The sequence below is a fragment of the Pseudomonas migulae genome, from assembly GCF_024169315.1.
In the GTDB taxonomy this organism is placed as follows: domain Bacteria; phylum Pseudomonadota; class Gammaproteobacteria; order Pseudomonadales; family Pseudomonadaceae; genus Aquipseudomonas; species Aquipseudomonas migulae_B.
The window spans coordinates 3093389-3114686 of sequence record NZ_JALJWR010000001.1 but is presented as its reverse complement, the minus strand read 5'-3'; the positions used below and the strand labels follow the sequence as shown (position 1 = coordinate 3114686).

Annotated in this window: 17 protein-coding genes; 8 read left to right on the top strand and 9 right to left on the bottom strand. The window is 61.7% G+C overall.

The features are described from left to right. Positions 1–47: 47 nt before the first annotated feature. The 4 genes from J2Y86_RS14245 to J2Y86_RS14230 all read right to left on the bottom strand — a co-directional run bounded on the left by J2Y86_RS14245 (position 48) and on the right by J2Y86_RS14230 (position 3565). The gene (locus tag J2Y86_RS14245) at positions 48–602 is read right to left on the bottom strand and encodes a tetratricopeptide repeat protein (protein WP_253432430.1); all 555 of its coding nucleotides are present in this window, start codon (positions 600–602) and stop codon (positions 48–50) included. 224 nt (positions 603–826) lie between these two features. After that, positions 827–2110: a glutamate-1-semialdehyde 2,1-aminomutase gene (hemL, locus tag J2Y86_RS14240; RefSeq protein WP_253432428.1), complete on the bottom strand. Its 1284-nt coding sequence runs from the start codon at positions 2108–2110 to the stop codon at positions 827–829. 15 nt (positions 2111–2125) lie between these two features. Beyond that, on the bottom strand, positions 2126–2749 hold the full coding sequence (thiE, locus tag J2Y86_RS14235; protein ID WP_253432425.1) for a thiamine phosphate synthase: 624 nt from the start codon (positions 2747–2749) through the stop codon (positions 2126–2128). An 18-nt stretch (positions 2750–2767) separates the two neighbouring features. Further along, positions 2768–3565 carry a hydroxymethylpyrimidine/phosphomethylpyrimidine kinase gene (locus J2Y86_RS14230; protein WP_214379004.1) on the bottom strand — a complete coding sequence of 266 codons (798 nt, stop codon included), beginning with the start codon at positions 3563–3565 and terminating at the stop codon, positions 2768–2770. Positions 3566–3879: 314 nt separating this feature from the next. On the opposite strand from J2Y86_RS14230, the gene J2Y86_RS14225 reads away from it, so the two are divergent. The 4 genes from J2Y86_RS14225 (at position 3880) to J2Y86_RS14210 (ending at position 10375) form a co-directional block, all read left to right on the top strand. Then, on the top strand, positions 3880–6264 hold the full coding sequence (locus J2Y86_RS14225) for a hybrid sensor histidine kinase/response regulator (protein ID WP_253432422.1): 2385 nt from the start codon (positions 3880–3882) through the stop codon (positions 6262–6264). 73 nt (positions 6265–6337) lie between these two features. After that, positions 6338–7984 carry an acyl-CoA dehydrogenase family protein gene (locus J2Y86_RS14220; protein WP_253432419.1) on the top strand — a complete coding sequence of 549 codons (1647 nt, stop codon included), beginning with the start codon at positions 6338–6340 and terminating at the stop codon, positions 7982–7984. 178 nt (positions 7985–8162) lie between these two features. Then, the gene (gene amn, locus J2Y86_RS14215; RefSeq protein WP_253432414.1) at positions 8163–9662 is read left to right on the top strand and encodes an AMP nucleosidase; all 1500 of its coding nucleotides are present in this window, start codon (positions 8163–8165) and stop codon (positions 9660–9662) included. A 71-nt stretch (positions 9663–9733) separates the two neighbouring features. Next, entirely contained in the window at positions 9734–10375 is a 642-nt protein-coding gene (locus tag J2Y86_RS14210) for a pseudouridine synthase (RefSeq protein WP_253432411.1), read from the top strand. Here J2Y86_RS14210 and J2Y86_RS14205 read toward each other — a convergent pair. After that, on the bottom strand, positions 10370–10579 hold the full coding sequence (locus J2Y86_RS14205) for a DUF2788 domain-containing protein (protein ID WP_093229943.1): 210 nt from the start codon (positions 10577–10579) through the stop codon (positions 10370–10372). The genes J2Y86_RS14210 and J2Y86_RS14205 overlap by 6 nt on opposite strands. 210 nt (positions 10580–10789) lie before the next feature. After that, positions 10790–11269 (bottom strand): Lrp/AsnC family transcriptional regulator, encoded by a 480-nt coding sequence (locus J2Y86_RS14200; protein ID WP_253432408.1) that lies wholly within the window; start codon positions 11267–11269, stop codon positions 10790–10792. Positions 11270–11705: 436 nt separating this feature from the next. Between J2Y86_RS14200 and J2Y86_RS14195 the strand changes: the two genes are divergently transcribed. Then, positions 11706–12770, top strand: a complete 1065-nt coding sequence (locus J2Y86_RS14195; RefSeq protein ID WP_253432405.1) for a DUF6515 family protein — start codon at positions 11706–11708, stop codon at positions 12768–12770. Here the strand turns inward: J2Y86_RS14195 and J2Y86_RS14190 are convergent. After that, positions 12755–13663: a cation diffusion facilitator family transporter gene (locus J2Y86_RS14190; RefSeq protein WP_253432402.1), complete on the bottom strand. Its 909-nt coding sequence runs from the start codon at positions 13661–13663 to the stop codon at positions 12755–12757. The genes J2Y86_RS14195 and J2Y86_RS14190 overlap by 16 nt on opposite strands. 29 nt (positions 13664–13692) lie before the next feature. Next, positions 13693–14112 carry a polyribonucleotide nucleotidyltransferase gene (locus J2Y86_RS14185; RefSeq protein WP_253432399.1) on the bottom strand — a complete coding sequence of 140 codons (420 nt, stop codon included), beginning with the start codon at positions 14110–14112 and terminating at the stop codon, positions 13693–13695. Positions 14113–14221: 109 nt separating this feature from the next. Between J2Y86_RS14185 and hrpB the strand changes: the two genes are divergently transcribed. Beyond that, positions 14222–16738 carry an ATP-dependent helicase HrpB gene (gene hrpB / locus J2Y86_RS14180; protein ID WP_253432395.1) on the top strand — a complete coding sequence of 839 codons (2517 nt, stop codon included), beginning with the start codon at positions 14222–14224 and terminating at the stop codon, positions 16736–16738. Positions 16739–16912: 174 nt separating this feature from the next. Here the strand turns inward: hrpB and J2Y86_RS14175 are convergent, their stop codons facing one another. Next, positions 16913–17833 carry a LysR substrate-binding domain-containing protein gene (locus J2Y86_RS14175; protein ID WP_253440301.1) on the bottom strand — a complete coding sequence of 307 codons (921 nt, stop codon included), beginning with the start codon at positions 17831–17833 and terminating at the stop codon, positions 16913–16915. A 224-nt stretch (positions 17834–18057) separates the two neighbouring features. On the opposite strand from J2Y86_RS14175, the gene J2Y86_RS14170 reads away from it, so the two are divergent. After that, the gene (locus J2Y86_RS14170) at positions 18058–19551 is read left to right on the top strand and encodes an aldehyde dehydrogenase (RefSeq protein WP_253432392.1); all 1494 of its coding nucleotides are present in this window, start codon (positions 18058–18060) and stop codon (positions 19549–19551) included. 31 nt (positions 19552–19582) lie between these two features. Continuing rightward, entirely contained in the window at positions 19583–20953 is a 1371-nt protein-coding gene (locus tag J2Y86_RS14165) for an aspartate aminotransferase family protein (protein ID WP_253432389.1), read from the top strand. Positions 20954–21298 lie beyond the last annotated feature (345 nt).

Genomic DNA, 21298 nt, shown 5'->3' with positions numbered 1-21298 from the left:
AATCCCCTCGCCACAAAATCCCCTCAACACAGGGGCCAGCGTTCAATTCAGGGAAGTGGCGAAAACGGCGTACGCCCGTCGGCACTTTGCAATTCCATCAGGTACTTGCGGAAGATTTGCCCCAGCACCTGGGTAGCCACCTCAAGCTCTTCACGCGGCATCTTCTCGGCGACTTCATCTGCCGTATCCAGCGCTTCTTCAGCACCGTTGACCGCGGCCATTTTCAGCACGATATATGCCTGAACGTTATTGGCCGGTACGCCTTCGCCGTGGAAGAACATGGTGCCGAGTTTGAATTGCGCCTGGGCGTGGCCTTGCAGCGAGGCCTTTTCGAAGTAGTCGAGGGCTTTTTTGAGGTCGCGCGGCGTGTTTTTGCCGTCGTAGTAGAACTCGCCCAGCTCGTATTGCGCTTGCCCATCCCCTTCATCCGACGCTTTCTGGCAGGCGGCGAGCGCCTGCGCCAGGTCTTGCGGCTGGGTATTGAGGGTGCAGCGACCCATCGCTGGGATTAACAACGAGTTGCCGCCTGCTTGTGCGAGCGCGAGCAGGGGCTGAAGGAGCAACAGGCAGCCCAATGCAAGGGCGCGGCCGGTGCGGTTCATGGGAATCGACTTACCTCTGAAGGGCGCGCGGACCCATCGAGGGATCCAATAAGCGCGCATTATGAAATAAGCAGGGCCAACCTTACAAAGTCTTTACTCGTTTTTCTGCTGCGCGGGGAATATATCGCCCGGTTTGCGGGAGATTATTGGCAGATGAGTAAGAAAAGACGCTGAAATGTAGGTGAAAGCTGACGCTGGCAATCGCCAACGTCAGCGGCACAGCATTACTTCAATGCGGCAAATGCGCGTTCGGCGGCATCCAGCGTCAGTTTCAACTCGGCTTCGCCGTGGGCAATCGAGGTGAAGCCGGCTTCGAATGCACTCGGCGCCAGGTACACGCCGCCTTCGAGCATCAGGTGGAAGAAGCGGCCGAACAGCTTCGCGTCGCTGGCCATCACATCATCAAACGTGACGATATCGTCGGCGCCGCTGAAGTAAAGGCCGAACATGCCACCGGCTTGCGTGGTCACGAACGGAATGCCGGCGGCATCGGCGCGTTGTTGCAGGCCATCGAGCAGGCGGCTGGTGTAGTCGCTCAGCTCGGCGTGGAAGCCCGGGCGGCTGATCAGGCGCAAGGTCGTCAGGCCGGCGGCCATCGCCAGCGGGTTACCCGACAAGGTGCCCGCCTGATAAACCGGGCCCAGTGGCGCGATGTGCGACATGATTTCGCGTTTGCCGCCAAAGCAACCGACCGGCATGCCGCCACCGATGATCTTGCCGAACGTGGTCAGGTCTGGCGTGACGCCGTAGTGCGCTTGAGCACCGCCGAGGGCGACACGAAAACCGGTCATCACTTCGTCGAAAATCAGCACCACGCCGTGCTTGTCGCACAGGGTCCGCAGGCCTTCGAGGAAGCCCGGCGCCGGCGGTACGCAGTTCATGTTGCCGGCCACCGGCTCGACGATGATGCAGGCCACGTCCTGGCCGACTTCGGCGAGCATGGTTTCCACGGCGTCGATGTCGTTGAACGGCAGGGTCAGGGTGTGTTTGGCGAATGCTGCCGGCACACCGGCCGAGCTCGGCACGCCTTGGGTCAACGCGCCGGAACCGGCCTTGACCAACAGGCTGTCAGAGTGACCGTGGTAGCAGCCTTCGAACTTGATGATGCTGTCGCGACCGGTGAAACCACGGGCCAGGCGAATTGCGCTCATGGTCGCTTCGGTGCCGGAGCTGACCATGCGCACCATTTCCATCGACGGCACGATCGAGCAGACCAGGTCGGCCATCTCGGTTTCCATCTCGGTCGGGGCACCGTACGACAAACCGTGTTCCAGCTGTTTACGCACGGCGTCCAGCACGTCCGGATGGCTGTGGCCGAGGATCATCGGGCCCCAGGAACCGACGTAATCCACATAGCGCTTGTTGTCTTCGTCGGTGACGTAGGCGCCTTCCGCGTGTTTGAAGAACAACGGCGTGCCGCCCACGCTCTTGAAGGCGCGAACAGGCGAGTTCACGCCACCGGGAATGTGTTTCTGGGCATTGGCAAACAGCGTTTCGGAACGAGACATGATCGGGCTCTCAAATCAGATTTTCAGTAATTCATTAAAGGCGCGGGCGCGGCGGGTGACTTCAGCCGTGCTCTCGGCGCCAAACAGGCCGTGGACCACCGCCAGCAGATCGACCCCGTGGGCCACCAGTGGCGCGGCATTGTCCAGGGTGATGCCGCCGATCGCGCAGATCGGCAGGTGCAGTTTGCTGCGGGCCTGGTCGAGCAGCTCGAGGCTGCAGGTCGGTGCGCCGGGTTTGGTGTTGGAGTTGAAGAAGCGGCCGAAGGCGACGTAGCTCGCGCCTTCCTTGGCCGCTTGTTCAGCGAGTTCGAGTTGCGCGTGGCAGGTCGAACCGATGATCGCCTGGCGACCCAGCAGCGCACGGGCCGGGGTCAGCGGGCCATCGGTCTGGCCCAGGTGCACGCCGACGTTCAGGCGCGCGGCCAGTTCGGCATCGTCATTGATGATCAGGTGGGTCTTGTAGCGATCGCACAGATCGCGCAGGGCTTCGGCCTCGCGCAGGCGGCGGGCCTCGTCGCTGCTCTTGTCGCGATATTGCAGCAGGGTGACGCCGCCTTCCAGCGCCGCCTCCACGTACGACAGGAATTTACCGGCCAGTAACTGGCTGTCGGTAATGGCGTAAAGGCCACGTAGTTTCATCGGACATGCCTCATGGCGTTACGAACAGAAATCCAGTGGCAGGCGGCGCGGCACGAACTGACCTTTGCCCAGCTGCTCTGCATCGCGCAGGGTGCGCCACGTGTAGTTAAGCGCGGTCTGCACGGCGCTGACGAGGTTTTCACCTTGAGCCAGACGACCGGCGAGGGCGCTGGCCAGTGTGCAGCCGGAGCCGTGGTAACTGCCGGGCAAGCGCTGGCAGGTGAAGGTTTCGCGGCGACCGTCGCGGCTGTACAGGCGATTGTGGATTTCGTCTTCATCGCCATGGCCGCCGGTGATCAGCAGGTGTTTGACGTAGGGCAGGAGTTTTTCAGCGCACTCGTCTGCGGTGCCTTCGGGCAGTTCGGCGAGGATGCGGGCTTCGGGAAGGTTAGGGGTTGCGATGATGGCCAAGGGCAGCAGGCGTTCGCGCATGGCGTAGCCGACTTCATCCTTGCCCAGTCGCCCGCCGCCGCCGGCGCGCAGCACCGGGTCGCAGACCATCGGCAAATGCGGGTGCGCCTGCAGCAGTTCGACGACGGTGTCGACCATTTCCAGGGAACCGAGCATGCCCAGTTTGACGGCAGCGACTTCGGAATCGTTGAGCACGGCGTTGGCCTGGGCCAGTACCCACTCACGGTCGAGGACGCGGAAGTCAGTGACATTGACCGTGTCTTGCACGGTCAGGGCGGTGACGGCCGGGGCCGCATGACAACCCTGGGCAAGCAGGGCTTCGATATCTGCCTGCAAGCCGGCGCCACCACTTGGGTCGTGGCCGGAGAGACAGAGGACAACGGGGCGAGAGCTGTAGATATTCATGGTGCGCGAGCTTACCACCAAACATCGATTTTCGGGTGCAGTGCCTGCCAGTCCTGCCGATAGAGAGTCATGGGCTGGCAACGCAACTTGGCGGGATTGTCACAATCTGACCGGGCAAACAGCTCTGGCTCAATGCGCTCCGCTGGAACGCCCGTACTAGAGCCTTTGCAGTAAATATTTCAATGGTGTTCAATGGCCATCAACGGCTATGCTAGAGTGGATCCAAACCAATAACAGGTAATACCGGTTTTACGTCTACTCAAAAGGAATGAGGGGCTTCCTGAGATAACCGGACAGGCCACGCTGGGGCTTAAATGCGCTATTTGCTGATGTTGCTGTTTTGCTTGCCCCTCATGGCGAGCGCAGTCGAATTCGATGAATTCACTCAAAGCCTGCCCTTGGGCCGAACCCTGCAAGTGTTCGAAGATGCCGATGGTCAGGCGACCATCGAAGATATCCGTGCGCAAGCCGCGGCCGGATACTTCAAGCCCCACGATAAGGCCACCCTCAACGCCGGTTATTCGCGTTCGGTGTTCTGGCTGAAAATCGACCTGCATTACCGCCCGACCAATCCGGCTGCGCAACGGACCTGGCTGCTGGAGCTGGCCTATCCGCCCCTCGATCACCTTGATCTGTATTTGCCCGATGCTGGCGGAGCCTATCGATTGGTCCGTCAGACCGGCGATGCCTTGCCGTTCGACAGTCGCGAGATTCGCCAGAACAACTACTTGTTCGATCTGAACTTCACGCCCGATCAAGCGCAAACCCTGTACCTGCGCCTGCAAAGCGAAGGGTCTATCCAGGCGCCGGTGACGTTGTGGTCGAGCACCGCATTCCTTGAAGAACAACCGGTGCGGCTCTATGTGCTGGGCCTGATTTACGGCGTGTTGCTGGGGATGCTGGTCTACAACCTGTTCATCTACCTCAGCGTGCGCGACACCAGTTACCTCTATTACATCTTCTACATTGCCTCGTTCGGTTTGTACCAGCTGTCGGTGAACGGCGCGGCGGTGCAGTATTTCTGGCCGAACAATCCCTGGTGGGCCAACGCCGCGACGCCGTTCTTCATTGGCTGCGCAGGGCTGTTCGGCAGCCAGTTCGCCCGTAGCTTCCTGCAGACGGCGACGCTCAGCCGCTGGCTCGATCGCTTGCTGCTGGCGTTGATTGCGTTCGGTGCGGTGGTGGTCGGGTTGTCATTGATGACCAGTTACGCCCTGGCCTTGCGTCTGGCGACGACGCTGGCCCTGACGTTCACCGTGGTGATTTTCGCCGCGGGATTTTTCGCCTGGTGGCGCGGCTTGCGGGTGGCGCGGTATTTCATCATCGCCTGGTCGGCGTTTTTGCTCGGCGGCATCATCAACACGATGATGGTGTTGGGTTACCTGCCGAACGTGTTCCTGACCATGTATTCCAGCCAGATCGGCTCGGCCATCGAAGTGGCGCTGTTGTCCCTGGCCCTGGCCGATCGTATCAACGCCATGCGCGAGCAACAGGCGCAGACCTTGTTCGATGCCGGTCAAAAACTCGAAGTGCTCAACCAGCAACTGGCGCACAGCAACAAACTCAAGGATGAATTCCTCGCGACGCTGACCCACGAATTGCGCACGCCGATGAACGGTGTGATCGGTTCGCTGGAGTTGATGCAAACCGTCGAGATGGACCCGGAACTGGAGCAATACCAGCAAACGGCCGCCGGTTCGGCGCGAGACATGATGCGCATGGTCAACGGTATCCTCACCCTGACCGAATTGCAGGCCGGCAAGCTCAAGGCCAATGCGTCCCCCTTCAGTTTGCGCAGTGTGGTCGATGCCCTGCGCGTGCAGTTCGAAGGCAATGCGTCAGGCAAGTCACTGGACTTCAAGGTCGATGTCACGCCAGGTCTGCCGGACCGTTTGTACGGCGACAACATCAAGTTGGCGCAATGCCTGGAATGCCTGCTGGACAACGCGATCAAGTTCACCCGGGTGGGCGGCGTGGCGTTGCGGGTCACGGGTAAGCCCGTAGGCCCCGATCGGCTGGCCCTGTCTTTTGCCGTGATCGACACCGGCATCGGCTTCACCGATCTGGGCGAGGCGACGCTGTACCAGCGCTTCTTCCAGCTCGACGGCTCGATGACCCGCGAATACGGCGGTCTGGGCGTTGGCCTGGCGATCTGTCGACAACTGGTCGACTTGCTTGGCGGGCATCTGACTCACCGCTCCGAGCCCGGTAGCGGCAGTCGCTTCCAGCTCGACGTCGAGTTTGAGTTGCCCGTGGTGGAGCGAGTCTCAACGCCCATGATGCCCCGGGAGTTTCCGCGTCTGCGCCTGCCGCAGGACTGCACCGTGCTGCTGGTGGATGAAAACAGCATCAACCAGTTGGTGATGCGTGGCATGTTGCTCAAGCTCGGGTTCCGGGTACGAACGGCCGACAATGGCGTGGCTGCGCTGGATCTCTTGCAGCGCGAAACCTTTGACGCCGTGCTGATCGATGGTCAGTTGCCGTCGCTGGATGGCGCGTCACTGTGCTGCCAGATCCGCGCCTTGCCGGGCTGCGAGCAATTGCCGGTGTTCATGATTGCCCTGAGCGTTGATCGGGAGCGTTGCCCGACCGGTGCCTTGATTGATCACCTGAGCAAACCGGTGAAGTTCGAAGACTTGCAGGCTGCGTTGTATCGTCGCGTGCTTAGTCCAAAACAAGGCGAAAGCGCCGACAGTTAGGCGGATATGCCACTTTGTTCGGCCTCGGGGCAGTGATTAACTGAATTCCTTGGCTGTCCAAAGGAGCCCCGTCATGAACCTGCATCAGTTCGCCGAAACCCACGACGTCACCAACCAGCCGCCGTCACTGGACGGCACCAACCTGTATCGCATTGATTTGCCGTTGCAGGATTGGTCGCGGCGTTTCGGGGCCGGTTGGGCCGAATCGCGGATCGACGCTTACGGCGCACTGGCCGGCGGGCCGCTGATGGAAGCGGGGTTTCTGGCCAACCAGAACAAGCCAGTGTTCAGCAGTCACGACCGTTACGGTCATCGCATCGATCTGGTGGAGTTTCACCCGGCGTATCACGAACTGATGCGCACCGCGATCGAGCACGGCCTGACCTCGCTGCCCTGGGCGCATCCGCAGGACGGCGCTCATGTCGCTCGCGCTTCCATGACCTACCTGCACAGCCAGGCTGAAGCCGGCAGTGGTTGCCCGCTGACCATGACCTTCGCCAGCGTCCCGGCGATGCGCCTGCAACCGGACCTGGCCGAGCAGTGGCTGCCGAAAATCCTCGCCACCGAATACGACCCGCGCAACGTCGGCATGGCGCACAAGGCCGGCGTCACCATCGGCATGGCCATGACCGAGAAACAGGGCGGCACCGATGTGCGGGCCAACACCACCAAGGCCTATCCGGTCGGCGCGAGCGGCCCGGGTCAGGCCTATGAACTGGTGGGCCACAAGTGGTTCTGTTCCGCGCCGATGTGCGATGCGTTCCTGACCCTGGCGCAGACCGACAAGGGGCTGACCTGTTTCCTGTTGCCGCGCCATCGTCCTGACGACACGCGCAATCAGTTCTACATCCAGCGCCTGAAGAACAAACTCGGCAATTGCTCCAATGCGTCCAGCGAAGTCGAATTCCGTGGTGCGCTGGCGTGGATGGTCGGTGAAGAAGGGCGCGGCGTTCCGACCATCATCGAAATGGTGGCCATGACCCGCTTCGATTGCATGGTCGGTTCCAGCTCGCTGATGCGTCAGGCATTGACCCAGGCCAGCCATCACTGCGCTCACCGCATGGTCGGCGGCAAGCTGCTCAGTGAACAACCGTTGATGCAGAACGTGCTGGCCGACCTCGCGCTGGAAAGCGAAGCGGCCCTGGCGTTGAGCCTGCGCATGGGCAAGGCGCTGGATCATCTGGACGATGAGCACGAAGCGAAATTCGCCCGCCTGGTCACGGCGGTGGGCAAGTACTGGATCTGCAAGCGCGCCCCCGCAATGATCAACGAAGCCGCCGAGTGCATGGGCGGCGCGGGGTATGTCGAAGACACCATCCTGCCGCGTTTGTACCGTGAGGCGCCGGTCAATTCGACGTGGGAAGGTTCCGGCAATGTGCAGTGCCTGGACGTGCTGCGGGCGCTGTCGAAAGAGCCGGGTGTGCTTGATGTGCTGTTCAGCGAGTTGGGCGACGGTCATGGCGACAAACGCCTGGCGGCGCACATCAGCCAATTGCAGACGGCTTTCAAGGACACCAGCGACATTCAGTATCGTGCCCGTCAGCTCACCGAAGATATTGCGTTGGGGTTGCAGGCCAAGTTGTTGCTGGAGGCCGGTAATTCGGCGGTCAGCGATGCTTTTATCGCCAGTCGTCTGAATGGCGGCGGCCGGGTGTACGGTGCATTGCCTCGGGGCCTGGATGTGGAAGCGATCGTCGCCCGATCGACTCCGTTTGTGTAAACAACACCGATCAAATGTGGGAGCGGGCTTGCTCGCGAAGGCGGTCTAACATTCAACAATGATGTTGGTTGACAGTCCGCCTTCGCGAGCAAGCCCGCTCCCACATTAGTTCCAGGGTGTAGCTCAACATTTATCTATCAACACGCCACTGTTCCCGTGAAGCGACGATGCAGGCAAGATGAAGACCTGCAAGTCAGAACACAGGATGCTGATCGTGACCGAAGCTTTTATTATCGTTCAAACCGCCGAGCAAGCCGTGGACCGGCTTGCGCTCTTGCACAATCGTGCCACCACCGCACTGAACCAGGCGCTCAAGCGTTACCTCAAGGATCGCATTGAGCCGGACGCCGAACAGCGTGCGATGTTTCGTTATCCTGAACTGCGTCTGACCTATCACTGCCAGGGCGAAGTCCCACAGACCACCCGCGCCTACGCCAAGGTTCAGTTGCCGGGGACCTACAGCGTCACCGTCACTCACCCGGCCGCTTTCCGCAAATACCTGCTGGAACAGCTGGTTCCGCTGATGCACGACTTCACCGTGACCGTGGAAGTCGGCATCAGCCAGCAGAACATTCCTTATCCCTACGTGGTCGAGCAGGGCGATGAACTGGCCGGCTCCGGCGTGACCGCTGCCGTGCTGGCGCGGGTGTTCCCGAGTACCGACCTGTCCGCCGCCACCGATGGCATCGCTGACGGTCTGTACGATTGGGAAAACACTGATCCCCTGCCGCTGGCCCTGTTCGATGCCGCGCGGGTGGATTTCTCCCTGCGCCGCCTGGTGCATTACACCGGCAGCGACTGGCGTCATGTGCAGCCTTGGATTCTGCTGACCAACTACCACCGCTACGTCGACCAGTTCATCGTGCATGGCCTGGAGCAGTTGCGCAGCGATCCGCGTTTCGTGCGCATGGTTCTGCCGGGCAACGTGATCATCGAAAAGAGCATGGATCACGGCGAAGCCTCGGCGATTGCGGCGGGTGTGGTTTGGCACCGCTATCAAATGCCGGCCTATCACCTGATTGCCAGCGACGGTCATGGCGTGACCCTGGTGAACATCGGCGTCGGCCCGTCCAACGCCAAGAACATCACCGACCATTTGGCGGTGCTGCGTCCGCATTGCTGGCTGATGATCGGTCACTGCGGTGGCCTGCGTCAGTCGCAGACCATCGGCGATTACGTGCTGGCTCACGCCTACATGCGCCGCGACGGGATTCTCGACCGGGTCGTGCCGCCGAACATTCCGATTCCGGCCCTGGCCGAAGTGCAGATGGCGTTGCAGCAAGCGGCGGCCAACATCACCGGCGAGAAGGGCGACGAGCTGAAAAAACGCCTGCGCACCGGCACCGTGCTGACCTACGACGACCGTAACTGGGAGTTGCGCTGGGCCCAGGAGCGTCCGCTGATAAACCTGTCCCGCGCCGTGGCGGTGGACATGGAAAGCGGCACCATCGCCGCGCAAGGTTATCGCTTGCGGGTGCCGTACGGCACGTTGCTCTGCGTCTCGGACAAACCGCTGCACAGCGAAATCAAACTGCCGGGTTCGGCCAACGCCTTCTATGAGCGCGCGGTCAGCCAGCACTTGAAGATCGGTATCGAGGCGGTGGACCTGTTGCGCACCGAACTCAACTCGCTGCACTCGCGCAAACTGCGCAGCTTCGACGAGCCGCCGTTCCGCTAACGGTTGTCATGGTCATTTGGCGGTCGGGGCACTAGCATTAGCAGCCCTGACCGTTAGATGTTCTCTTCGCCATGTCCCGTCCCCAACGTCCCGTTTCCCGCCGCCCTGGCGTGAAACCTGCGCCATCCGCATCAGCCCCGCGCCGTGTCGCCAAAGCGCCGCCGGCCGAGCCGAAGCTGATCCTGTTCAACAAACCGTTCGATGTGCTGACGCAATTCAGCGACGGCGAAGGGCGGGCGACGCTCAAGGACTACATCGAAATTCCCGGGATTTACCCGGCAGGTCGGCTGGACCGTGACAGTGAAGGCTTGCTGCTGCTGACCAACGACGGCCAGCTTCAGGCGCGGATTGCCGATCCCAAACACAAACTGGCGAAGACCTATTGGGTGCAAGTGGAGGGCGAACCGAGCGCCGAGCAGTTGCAGCGTTTGCGCGAGGGTGTCGAACTGAATGACGGCATGACCTTGCCCGCCGAAGCACGGCAACTGGATGAGCCAGAATTGTGGCCGCGCAACCCGCCGGTACGCTTTCGCAAGAGCGTGCCGACCAGTTGGCTGGAGCTGGTGATTCGCGAGGGGCGTAACCGTCAGGTCCGGCGCATGACCGCGGCGGTCGGCTTGCCGACGTTGCGCCTGGTGCGGGTCAGGATCGGTGACTGGTCGATCGAAGGGCTCGATCAGGGCCAGTGGAAGGAAGTGCCGGCGCTCTTATAGCGAGCCGGATTCGATCAGGCCGATGACCACGCTTTTGATCACGAACGCGGCCACGCCCAGGCCGAGAACGAAGAACAGGATGAACGAGCCAAAGCGCCCGGCCTTGGATTTTTTCGCCAGATCCCAGACGATGAAACCCATGAAAATGATCAGAATGCTGACCAGTCCGGTCATCATCCACTCTTCGAATACGGCAGGATCCATCAGGCAACTCCAGCGCGGGCGGGGCTAAAAGGCGCTGGAGTATACGGCATGGGGGATTGGTGCAGCATTGACCTGCGGCAGTGTGTCGCAGCTATTCGTCGCCTGTGCGGGCCCCTTCGCGGGCAAGCCTCGCTCCTACAGGTCTGGGTCGTATAAACGTTTTGCGTCTGACGCGGACCTGTAGAGGGAGGCTTGCCCGCGAAGGCGTCCTCAACTACGCAGATGAGTCAACGGCAACTCAGTGCTGTTCAACACCTGATTCAACACAAAACTCGAGCGCACACTCGTCACCCCTTCAATTCGCGTCAGATGCCCCAGCAGCAATTTCTGATAGTGGTCCATATCGGGCACCACCACCTTGAGCTGATAGTCCGCGTCCATCCCCGTCACCAGGCTGCATTCCAGCACTTGTGGCAACGTGCGAATGGCCGCCTCGAAGTTCTCGAATCGCTCCGGAGTGTGTCGGTCCATGCCGATCAGCACGTAGGCGGTCAGGCTCAAACCGAGCAGTTTGCGGTCCAGCAGCGCCACCTGGCGGGTGATGTAGCCGTCGTCCTCCAGTTGCTTGACCCGGCGCGAACACGGTGAAGGCGACAGGCCGATGCGTTCGGCCAGCTCCTGGTTGGAGATGCGCGCGTCGCGCTGCAATTCCGCCAAAATGCTCAGGTCGTATCGGTCGAGTTTGCTCATCAATCAGGCCTTTGTCATATCAATTGCGGCAGATTATCTATCCAGGGTTAAAAATTGCGCAAGTCATGTTTATTTGAGCAATCTTCGCAATCCTCTGCCGGCGCCGCAGGCCTATTCTTATCACCAGAATCACTGCTCGGACAAACAGTCCACAGCGGCTCGCCCAATCAGGCCAGTCGCGGCCGCCACCCCCACCGGGGATGTGCCGGCCCCCGAGCTGCACACTGTCCAGAAGACGGCGTGAGGTGAGCCGACGTCAAAAGCGTCGAGCACGGACGAAGTTCTCAAAGGGAGGCCGACGGGTCTCCCTTTTCTTTTGCCTGCGATTTATCGTCGGGCCCTCAATAAATAAGTTTCGCGACTGATAACCTGTTGCAGAACCGGCCTGTGCTTTCCCAGTCTTACGTACAGGCCCTAACCCGCAGTGAGGAAAAGCATGAAGTCGCGCATCTGGCGTTTGGCCGGTGTTGGTTTGCTGTGTATCAGTGTCACTGCGCAATCGCTGGCCGATGAGCCGCAGAACCGTGGTCCCGACAGCGGGCAACGAGGCGACGGCCGTCAGGGCAACAATCAGGGGCATGGCGGCAACAATCAGCCCCGCCCGCAGAACAACCCTCAGCAGAATCAACCACGCCCGCAGAACAACGACATCATTCGTGGCGACAACAGTCGCCAGTTCGAGCAAAACGGGCAGCCACGCAATGGCGGCCAGTGGCAAAACAATCAGCCGCGAGACAATCAGCCTCGCGACTTCAACAATCCCGTTCGGCCGCCACCGCCGCCGCCACAATTGCCGGCCAACGACCTGCCGATCCAGGGCCGGCCCGATACCGTGCGCCAGACCCAGCAGCCACAGCGTGGCTACTACAATGACGTGCCGCGGCGTAACGACAACAACAACCCGCACTGGCAGAACAACGGCCCGCGTCCCGACGACCATCACTGGGCCGGTCGCCCGGACGGTCACGGTAACGGTTGGGGCCCGGGCCCGCAGTATCGTCCCGGACATGTGATCGACCGCTTCCCGGACCGCGACTACCGCGTGCCCTATCGGGGCCAGGATTATTTCTACTCCGGCGGCTACTGGTACCGGCCGCTAGGCCCGCGCTATGTGGTGGTGCAGCCACCCCGCGGGATTCGCGTCGGCTACCTGCCGGATTACGCCCGAGAAGTGTGGGTCGGTGGCGCGCTGTTGTTCCTCGCGGCCGGTTCCTATTACGCCTACCAGGAAAGTACTCAGGATTACGTGGTGGTCGAGCCACCCGTGCAACCGCAGCCGCAACCGGTCAGCAATAGTTATGACGTGGTGGCGTATCCGGCCAACGGCCAGTCGCCGGAGCAGGTCAATCAGGACGGGTACGAGTGCTATCAATACGCGGTGCAGCAGAGCGGCTTCGATCCGCGCACGGCCACCTATCAACCGGACCCTTCGGTGGTGCAAGCCTACCGTCAGGCCCAGGGCAATTGCCTGAGCAGCCGCGGGTATCAGGTGAGTTTCTGATTCGCCCTGGCGGTCTTCACCACTTCCTGCGGGTCGGCGTGCACCAGCACCTCGGCTCGCGGGTAAGCGGCGTGAATCGCATCCGCCGCCTGATCGCTGATGCCGTGAGCCACTGACAGCGTCAACTCCCCCGGCAGCTCCAGGTGCAACTGCACGAACCACTGATTGCCGGAAACCCGCGTGCGCAAGTCGTGCGCGCCCAGTACGCCGGGAACGCTGCAGGCCAGTTCGAGCATGTGCTGGCTGACATCCGGCGGCAGCTCTTCGTCCATCAACACCGTAAAACTTTCCCGGGCGATCTGAATCGCGCTCCAGAGAATGTACGCGGCGATCGCCAATCCGAACCACGGATCCACCTGATGCCAGCCAAACCCGGCCAGCACCAGCGCCACCAGGATGCTGCCGTTGAGCAGCATGTCCGAACGATAATGCAGGGAGTCGGCGCGCACGGCGTTGGAACCGGTGGCCTTGACCACCCGATGCTGCAACATCAGCAACGCCAGCGTCAGTGCCAGAGAGAACACAATCACGCCGATGCTGATCCACGGCGCACCCACCGGTTCCGGATGCTTGAGCCGGTCAAACGCCTGCAAGGCAATCAGCACCGCACTGCCGCCAATGAACAACGCCTGGGCCATGCCCGCCAGTGACTCGGCCTTGCCGTGACCGTAACGGTGATCGTCATCGGCGGGGCGCAAGGCGTAATGCACCGCCAGCAGGTTGAGCAGCGAGGTGACGCCGTCGAGGGTCGAATCGGTCAACCCGGCGAGCATGCTCACCGAACCGCTCAGCCACCAGGCGATGGCTTTGGCGACGATCAAGGTGCACGCCACCGCCACCGAGGCACGGGTCGCCAGCCGCAGCAGGCGGGCGTGTTCGGAGCTGGAAATCATAGGTGCGGCTATTCCTTCATGTGCACGATTTACGCGGCAGGTTGCAGGCCGAGCAGGGCCAGTTGCTGGGTGCTGCCCTTGTGCTGGATCAGGCGCGGGTCATCCAGCGGGAAGCTGCGGCCCAGTTCGGTTTCCAGAATAGTCTGCAACTTGTGGTTATCGACCTTGCCGTCGGCGCCAATGGCTTCCTTGAGTTTTTCCGGCGCTACCTGCGCGGTCTCGCCGGGCGCGTAGTAGATCGCGCCGCTGGCGAAGTCCACTGCAAACGCGATCAGGCCGGGAATGATGTAGAACAGCAGGCCCACGGCATCCAGCGCGGCGATGGCCGGGTCGATCTTGCCTTCGATCTGCCCGCGGCGATCGGGGTAGAAGATCGATCCGCAAGCGGTGACCTGGGTCAGCAGGGTCGCAACCAGTACACCGCCAATCAGGCGAAAGGGAACACGCATAGGAAATCTCCTGAGTAGTCTTGAAACGAAAGGGCGTCTCTATGAATTAGGACCCTGATAAACGCCGAGCAGTTCGCCGTTATACTCGCGCCTCTGTTTGGGAGCCAGCATGATTTCTTTGCCGATTGATGAAGTTTTACCCGCTCTGCGTGAAGCCTTGGCTACACGCCACGAAGCGGTGCTCGAAGCACCGCCCGGCGCCGGTAAAACCACCCGTGTTCCGCTGGCCTTGCTCAACGAGCCCTGGTTGGCCGGGCAGACCATTCTGATGCTGGAACCGCGCCGCTTGGCCGCGCGTGCGGCAGCGGAGCGTCTGGCCAGTGAGTTGGGCGAGAAGGTCGGCGAAACTGTCGGCTATCGCATTCGTCTCGACAGCAAGGTTGGCCCCAAGACCCGTATCGAAGTGGTCACCGAAGGCATTCTCAACCGCCGCCTGCAGGACGACCCGGCGCTGGAAGGCGTGGGTTTGCTGATCTTCGACGAATTTCATGAACGCAGTCTCGACGCCGACCTGGCGCTGGCCCTGAGCCTGAATGGCCGGGAACTGTTTCGCGACGATCAGCCGCTGAAAATCCTGTTGATGTCGGCAACGCTGGAAGGCGAACGCCTGGCCGGGCTGCTCGACGACGCGCCGATCCTGCGCAGTGAAGGGCGCATGTACCCGGTAGCGATGCGCTGGGGGCGGCCGTTCCAGCCCGGCGAGTTCATCGAGCCGCGTCTGGTGCAGACAATTCTCGAAGCCTTGAACGACGAAACCGGCAGCCTGCTGGTGTTCCTGCCGGGCCAAGCGGAAATCCGCCGGGTGCATCAACAACTGGCCGATGCGCTGGGCGAGAGTACGCAGGTTTTGCTTTGTCCTTTGCACGGTGAACTGGACCTGGCCGCGCAACGCGCCGCGATCGATCCGGCGCCGCCGGGCTTTCGCAAAGTGGTGCTGGCGACCAACATTGCCGAGACCAGCCTGACCATCGACGGTGTGCGCGTGGTGATCGATGCCGGGTTGGCGCGGGTGCCGCGTTTCGATCCCGGCAGCGGCATGACCCGTCTCGACACGCAACGGATCTCCCGCGCCAGCGCCACTCAGCGCGCCGGGCGGGCGGGGCGGCTGGAACCGGGCGTGTGTTATCGCATGTGGTCGCAGGACCAACACGAACAACTGGCGGCGTACGCCAGTGCGGAGATTTTATCGGCGGACCTCGCCGGGCTGGCGTTGCAACTCGGTCGCTGGGGCGTGAAGCCGGGGCAATTGGTGTGGCTCGACGTGCCGCCGCCAGCGGCGTATGCCCAGGCGCAGGACTTGCTCGATCGACTGGGCGCTCTGGAGGGTGAAGCGCTGACCCGTCACGGTCAGGCCATGGCCGAACTGCCGGCGCATCCGCGCATCGCCCATTTGTTGCTGCGCGGTCAGGCGCTCGGCCTGGCGGACATGGCGTGCGATGTCGCGGCACTGCTCGGCGAGCGGGATATCTTGCGCGGTGCCGGCGCCGACTTGCACAGCCGACTGGTGCTGCTGTCCGGCGAAGAACGTGCCGCGCGCGGTACTCAGGGCGGCGTGCAACGGGCCCGGCAACTGGCGCGTCAGTATCGCGGTTACCTGCGCGGCAAACCGTCGGAGCCGGTCGGCGATCCGGATCATCCACGCTGGCTCGGCGCACTGTTGGCACTGGCCTATCCCGATCGTGTCGCCCAGCAACGTCGTGCGGGTGGCGCGGAATATCGCCTGGCCAACGGCCGCGCCGCGTTGTTCGCCGAAGCCGACAGTTTGATGAAACAGCCATGGCTGGTGATCGCCGATCTGGGCAGTCGTCAGGGGCAGCGTGAGGAACGAATTTATCTGGCGGCGGATTTCGATCCGGCGCTGTTCGATTCAGTGTTGGCCGAGCAAGTGCGCGTGGTCGATCAACTGGATTGGGACGAGCGCGAAGGTGTGTTGCGCGCCGAGCGCCAGCGCAAGGTCGGCGAGTTGATCCTCAGTCGTGAACCGATGACCGGACTTGATGAAACCGCGCGCAGTCAGGCGCTGGTGAATCTGGTGCGGCGCAAGGGGCTCGAGCTGTTGCCGTGGACGCCGGAGTTGCGTCAATGGCAGGCGCGAGTGGCGTTGTTGCGGCAGTTGGACCTTGATGGCAAGGATCAGAGTGAGTGGCCGGATGTCAGCGATGCTGCGCTGCTCAAAAGCCTCGAACACTGGTTGATGCCGTATCTGGGGAAAGTCTCGCGGCTGAGTCACTTTGCCAATCTGGACCTGTCGAGCATCGTTCACAACCTGCTGCCGTGGCCGTTGCCGCAACGGCTGGATGAACTGGCGCCGCATCATTTGAGCGTGCCGTCGGGATCGTCGATCCGGCTGGACTACAGCGAGCAGCCGCCGATCCTGGCGGTGCGTTTGCAGGAGTTGTTCGGGCTGGCCGAAACGCCGCGCATCGCCGGCGGGCGGCAGGTGGTGAAGTTGCACCTGTTGTCTCCGGCGCGGCGGCCGGTGCAGGTGACGCAGGATCTGGCGAATTTCTGGCGCAGCACGTACGCCGAGGTGAAAAAGGATTTGAAGGGGCGGTATCCGAAGCATTATTGGCCGGATGATCCGTTGGTGGCTGAGGCTACGGCGCGGATCAAACCGCGCAAATAATCCCTGAAACTGAACACAAACCCTGTGGCGAGGGGGCTTGCCCCCGTTGGGTCGCGAAGCGGCCCCATATCGGTGTATCAGATACACCGCATGCAATGGTTCGCGACTGCTGCGCAGCCGAACGGGGCGGTGCGGCGATCCGACAAGCCCCCTCGCCACAGGGGTTCACCAGGCTCAGGTTCTTGTCGCAGCCTTCGCGGTCAATTGCTCCCGGCAGTAATCCGCAAACAACTGCGCAGGTTTGGTCAGTTGCCCGCGTTTGAGCCACGCCGCCACCAGCCCTGAGCCGGTGACGTCTTCGACGATGTCCACGCACACCACTTTCTGCCCGTCGTAGGTGCATTCCGAATGCGGTCGCGTCACCAGGATCGAGAAGCCGAACCCTTGCCCGACCATGCCCCGCACCATCTCGATCGACGGTGAGCTGAAAGCAATGTGTGGGGTAAGGCCCAGCTCTTCGAACAGGCTGACGAAGTAGGTCCGGCTCGGTTGCACGTCCAGCAGAATCATCGGTTCCAGGCACAGATCCCGCAGCGACACTTGCTTGAGCTGGGCAAAGCGATGATCCGCCGGCAGCAACGCATAAGGCCGTTGCGCGGGCATCAGCGGTTCGGTCTGGATGGTGGCGTCGAGGTCGTGTTCATAGAGGATCGCCAGGTCGAAGGTGCCCGAGGTCAGGCCTTGCACCAGCTCTTGCTGCTCGCCGTCGCGGATGCGGATTTTCACCCCCGGATACAGCGCCGAGAACCCGGCAATCAATTGCGGCAGGTACAGCGGGGCAACCGTTTCGAAGCAGCCGATGTCGATTTGCCCGGCCACCACATCGTTGTCAGCCAGGGCGTTCTGCTCGAACTCCTTGGCCATGCGCAACAGTTCCTGGGCCTTGCGGTAGAAACGTGCACCACTGGGGGTCAGGGACACACCTTGTGCATGATGACGGATCAGCAGTTGCACACCGAAGCTGTCTTCCAGGCCTTTGATCGCCGTGGAGATCGCCGGCTGTGCGATATACAGCTTGCGCGAAGCCTCGGCGACGCTGCCGCATTCGACGGTGGTGATGAAGTACTTCAATTGACGCAGGTTGTAGGCAGCCACGGCAAACCTCGGGGTGGATGGACTCGACATCCAGGCAATTTTTGCGCCGACTGCATCCGTTCTGACGACGGTGTTGTTGTGCCTGAACAATAACCACATACCGCGCAACCGTGGAGATGGGCTGCCCAGTTTTTTCATGGTCTGCGAAGACATTTTTACTATTTTTCCTCGACACGGGCCTGGGCCACCATCCAGACACAAGAAAAGCCCCTGGAGCATTGAACGTGTTCGAGCTTGCATATTGGCAAAAAAAGGCCGCAGCACTGCGGTTTCCCGACCTGGCGGTGATCGACGGCAAACCCCGTTCGGCGCAGTCGGGCCAGACCTTCGCCGCGATCAACCCGGCCACCGGCCAGCGCCTGGCCAACGTGACCGCTTGCGGCGCTGACGACGTCGACGTCGCGGTCAACAATGCGCGCCAGGTGTTCGAGGCCGGCACCTGGTCGGCGCGTTCGCCGGCCGAGCGCAAGCACGTGCTGCTGCGTCTGGCTGATCTGATCATGACTCACCGCGAAGAACTGGCACTGCTCGATTCCCTGAACATGGGCAAACCGGTGATGGACGCCTACAACATCGACGTGCCGGGCGCCGCCGGGGTGTTTCGCTGGTACGCCGAAAGCCTCGACAAACTCTACGACCAGATCGCGCCGAGCGCGCAGAACGTGTTGGCAACCATCACCCGCGAAGCGCTGGGCGTGGTCGCCGCCGTGGTGCCGTGGAACTTCCCGCTGGACATGGCCGCGTGGAAACTCGCACCGGCGCTGGCGGCCGGCAATTCGGTGATCCTCAAACCCGCCGAGCAATCGCCGTTTTCTGCCCTGCGTCTGGCCGAACTAGCACTGGAAGCCGGGCTGCCGGCGGGCGTGTTGAACGTGCTACCGGGCCTCGGCGAACACACCGGCAAAGCCCTTGGTTTGCACCCGGACGTCGATTGCCTGGTGTTCACCGGCTCCACCGAAGTCGGCAAATATTTCATGCAGTATTCCGCGCAATCGAACCTGAAACAGGTGTGGCTGGAGTGCGGTGGCAAGAGCGCCAACCTGGTGTTCGCCGATTGCCAGGACCTGGATCTGGCGGCCGAGAAAGCCGCGTTCGGCATCTTCTTCAATCAGGGTGAAGTGTGTTCGGCCAACTCGCGGTTGCTGGTGCAGCGTTCGATTCATGACGAGTTCGTCGAGCGCCTCAAGGCGCAGGCCGAACGCTGGTTGCCGGGCGATCCGCTGGACCCGTCGAGCAGCGCCGGGGCGATTGTCGACAGCCGGCAGACCGCGCGCATCATGAAGTTTATCGAGCAAGCCGAGCGCCTGGGCGCGACAAAAGTGTGTGGCGGTCGGCAGTCGATCTTCAACGGTTCGGACAACTTCATTCAGCCAACGATTTTTACTAACGTGAGCCCGGACATGCCGCTGTTCCGCGATGAAGTGTTCGGCCCGGTGCTGGCGGTCACCGCGTTCGACGACGAGGCACACGCCTTGCAACTGGCCAACGACAGCGTCTACGGTCTGGCCGCCTCGCTGTGGACCGACGACCTTAATCGCGCCCACCGCGTGGCGCGGCAATTGCGCGCGGGCACGGTGTCGGTCAACAGCGTCGATGCGCTCGACGTGACCGTGCCTTTCGGCGGTGGCAAACAGTCCGGTTTCGGCCGTGACCTGTCGTTGCACTCATTCGATAAATACACCCAGTTGAAGACCACCTGGTTTCAGCTGCGCTCATAACAGCCGCTCACAAAAAAACGGAGAACTGGCGATGACCACACCACGTGAAACCCGCGACTACCAGGCCGCCGACGCTGCGCACCACATCCACGCATTCGTCGATCAGAAGGCGCTCAACGATGAAGGACCGCGGGTGATGGTCCGTGGCGAGCGCCTGCACCTGTGGGACAACGATGGTCGGCGTTACCTCGACGGCATGTCCGGGTTGTGGTGCACCAACCTCGGTTACGGGCGCAAGGACCTGGCCGCTGCTGCGACACAACAGCTTGAGCAGTTGCCGTACTACAACATGTTTTTCCACACCACCCACCCGCAGGTCATCGAACTTTCGGAGCTGCTGTTCAGCCTGTTGCCCGGGCACTACAGCCACGCGATCTACACCAACTCCGGCTCCGAAGCCAACGAGGTGCTGATCCGCACCGTGCGGCGTTACTGGACGATCCTCGGCAAGCCCGAGAAGAAAATCATGATCGGTCGCTGGAACGGTTATCACGGTTCGACGCTGGCCGCGACGGCACTCGGTGGCATGAAGTTCATGCACGAAATGGGCGGCATGCTTCCCGACATCGAGCACATCGACGAGCCGTACTTCTTCGCCCACGAGGGCAACCTCACCCCGGCTGAATTCGGTCTGCGGGCGGCGCAGCAACTGGAAGCGAAGATTCTCGAACTCGGCGCCGATAAGGTCGCCGGATTTATCGCCGAACCGTTCCAGGGCGCGGGCGGGATGATCTTCCCGCCAGAAAGTTACTGGCCGGAAATTCAGCGGATCTGCCGCAAGTACGACGTGCTGTTGTGCGCCGACGAAGTGATCGGCGGTTTCGGCCGCACCGGCGAATGGTTCGCCCACGAGCACTTCGGTTTCGAGCCGGACACGCTGTCGATCGCCAAGGGGCTGACCTCCGGTTACATCCCCATGGGCGGGCTAATTCTGTCGAAGAAAATGGCGCAGGTATTGGTGGAGCAGGGCGGGGTGTTTGCCCACGGCTTGACCTATTCGGGGCACCCGGTGGCCGCCGCCGTGGCCATCGCCAACCTCAAGGCGTTGCGCGATGAAGGCGTGGTGACGCGGGTCAAGGACGACATCGGGCCGTACCTGCAACAGTGCTTGCGCGAGGTGTTCGGCAATCACCCGTTGGTGGGGGATATTCAGGGTGTGGGCATGGTCGCGGCGTTGCAGTTGGCCGAGGACAAAAGCAGTCGCAGGCGCTTTGCCAACGAGAACGACATTGCCTGGCGCTGCCGTACGATTGGCTTTGAGGAAGGGGTGATTATTCGTTCGACACTGGGGCGGATGATCATGGCGCCGGCGTTGATTGCCAGTCGTGAAGAGGTTGATGAGCTGGTCGGGAAGACTCTGAAAGCGGTTGATCGTACTGCTCAGGAATACGGCCGGCTCTGATCTTGTAGCGTTCCTTCAGGCCTCTTCGCGAGCAAGCCCGCTCCCACATTTGATCGGTGTCATACACAAATTTTGTGACCGACATAGATTCAATGTGGGAGCGGGCTCGCTCGCGAATGCGATAGTCAATTCAACACACCTCTAGCCTTTTGCACAAACCCCGTGCACCCCCGCCAACCCCGCCCTTTTATCGCGCACGCTACCCAGTTTTTTCATCACTCCCATCGACATATTTCCTAATTTTCCTAATCCCCACCTTGGTCCAACATCGACCTCGCCAGTCAGCCGAACGCTGCCCACAAAAAGTCCATCAGAGACCACCCGTGGCAGCTCTTCTCCAAAGGC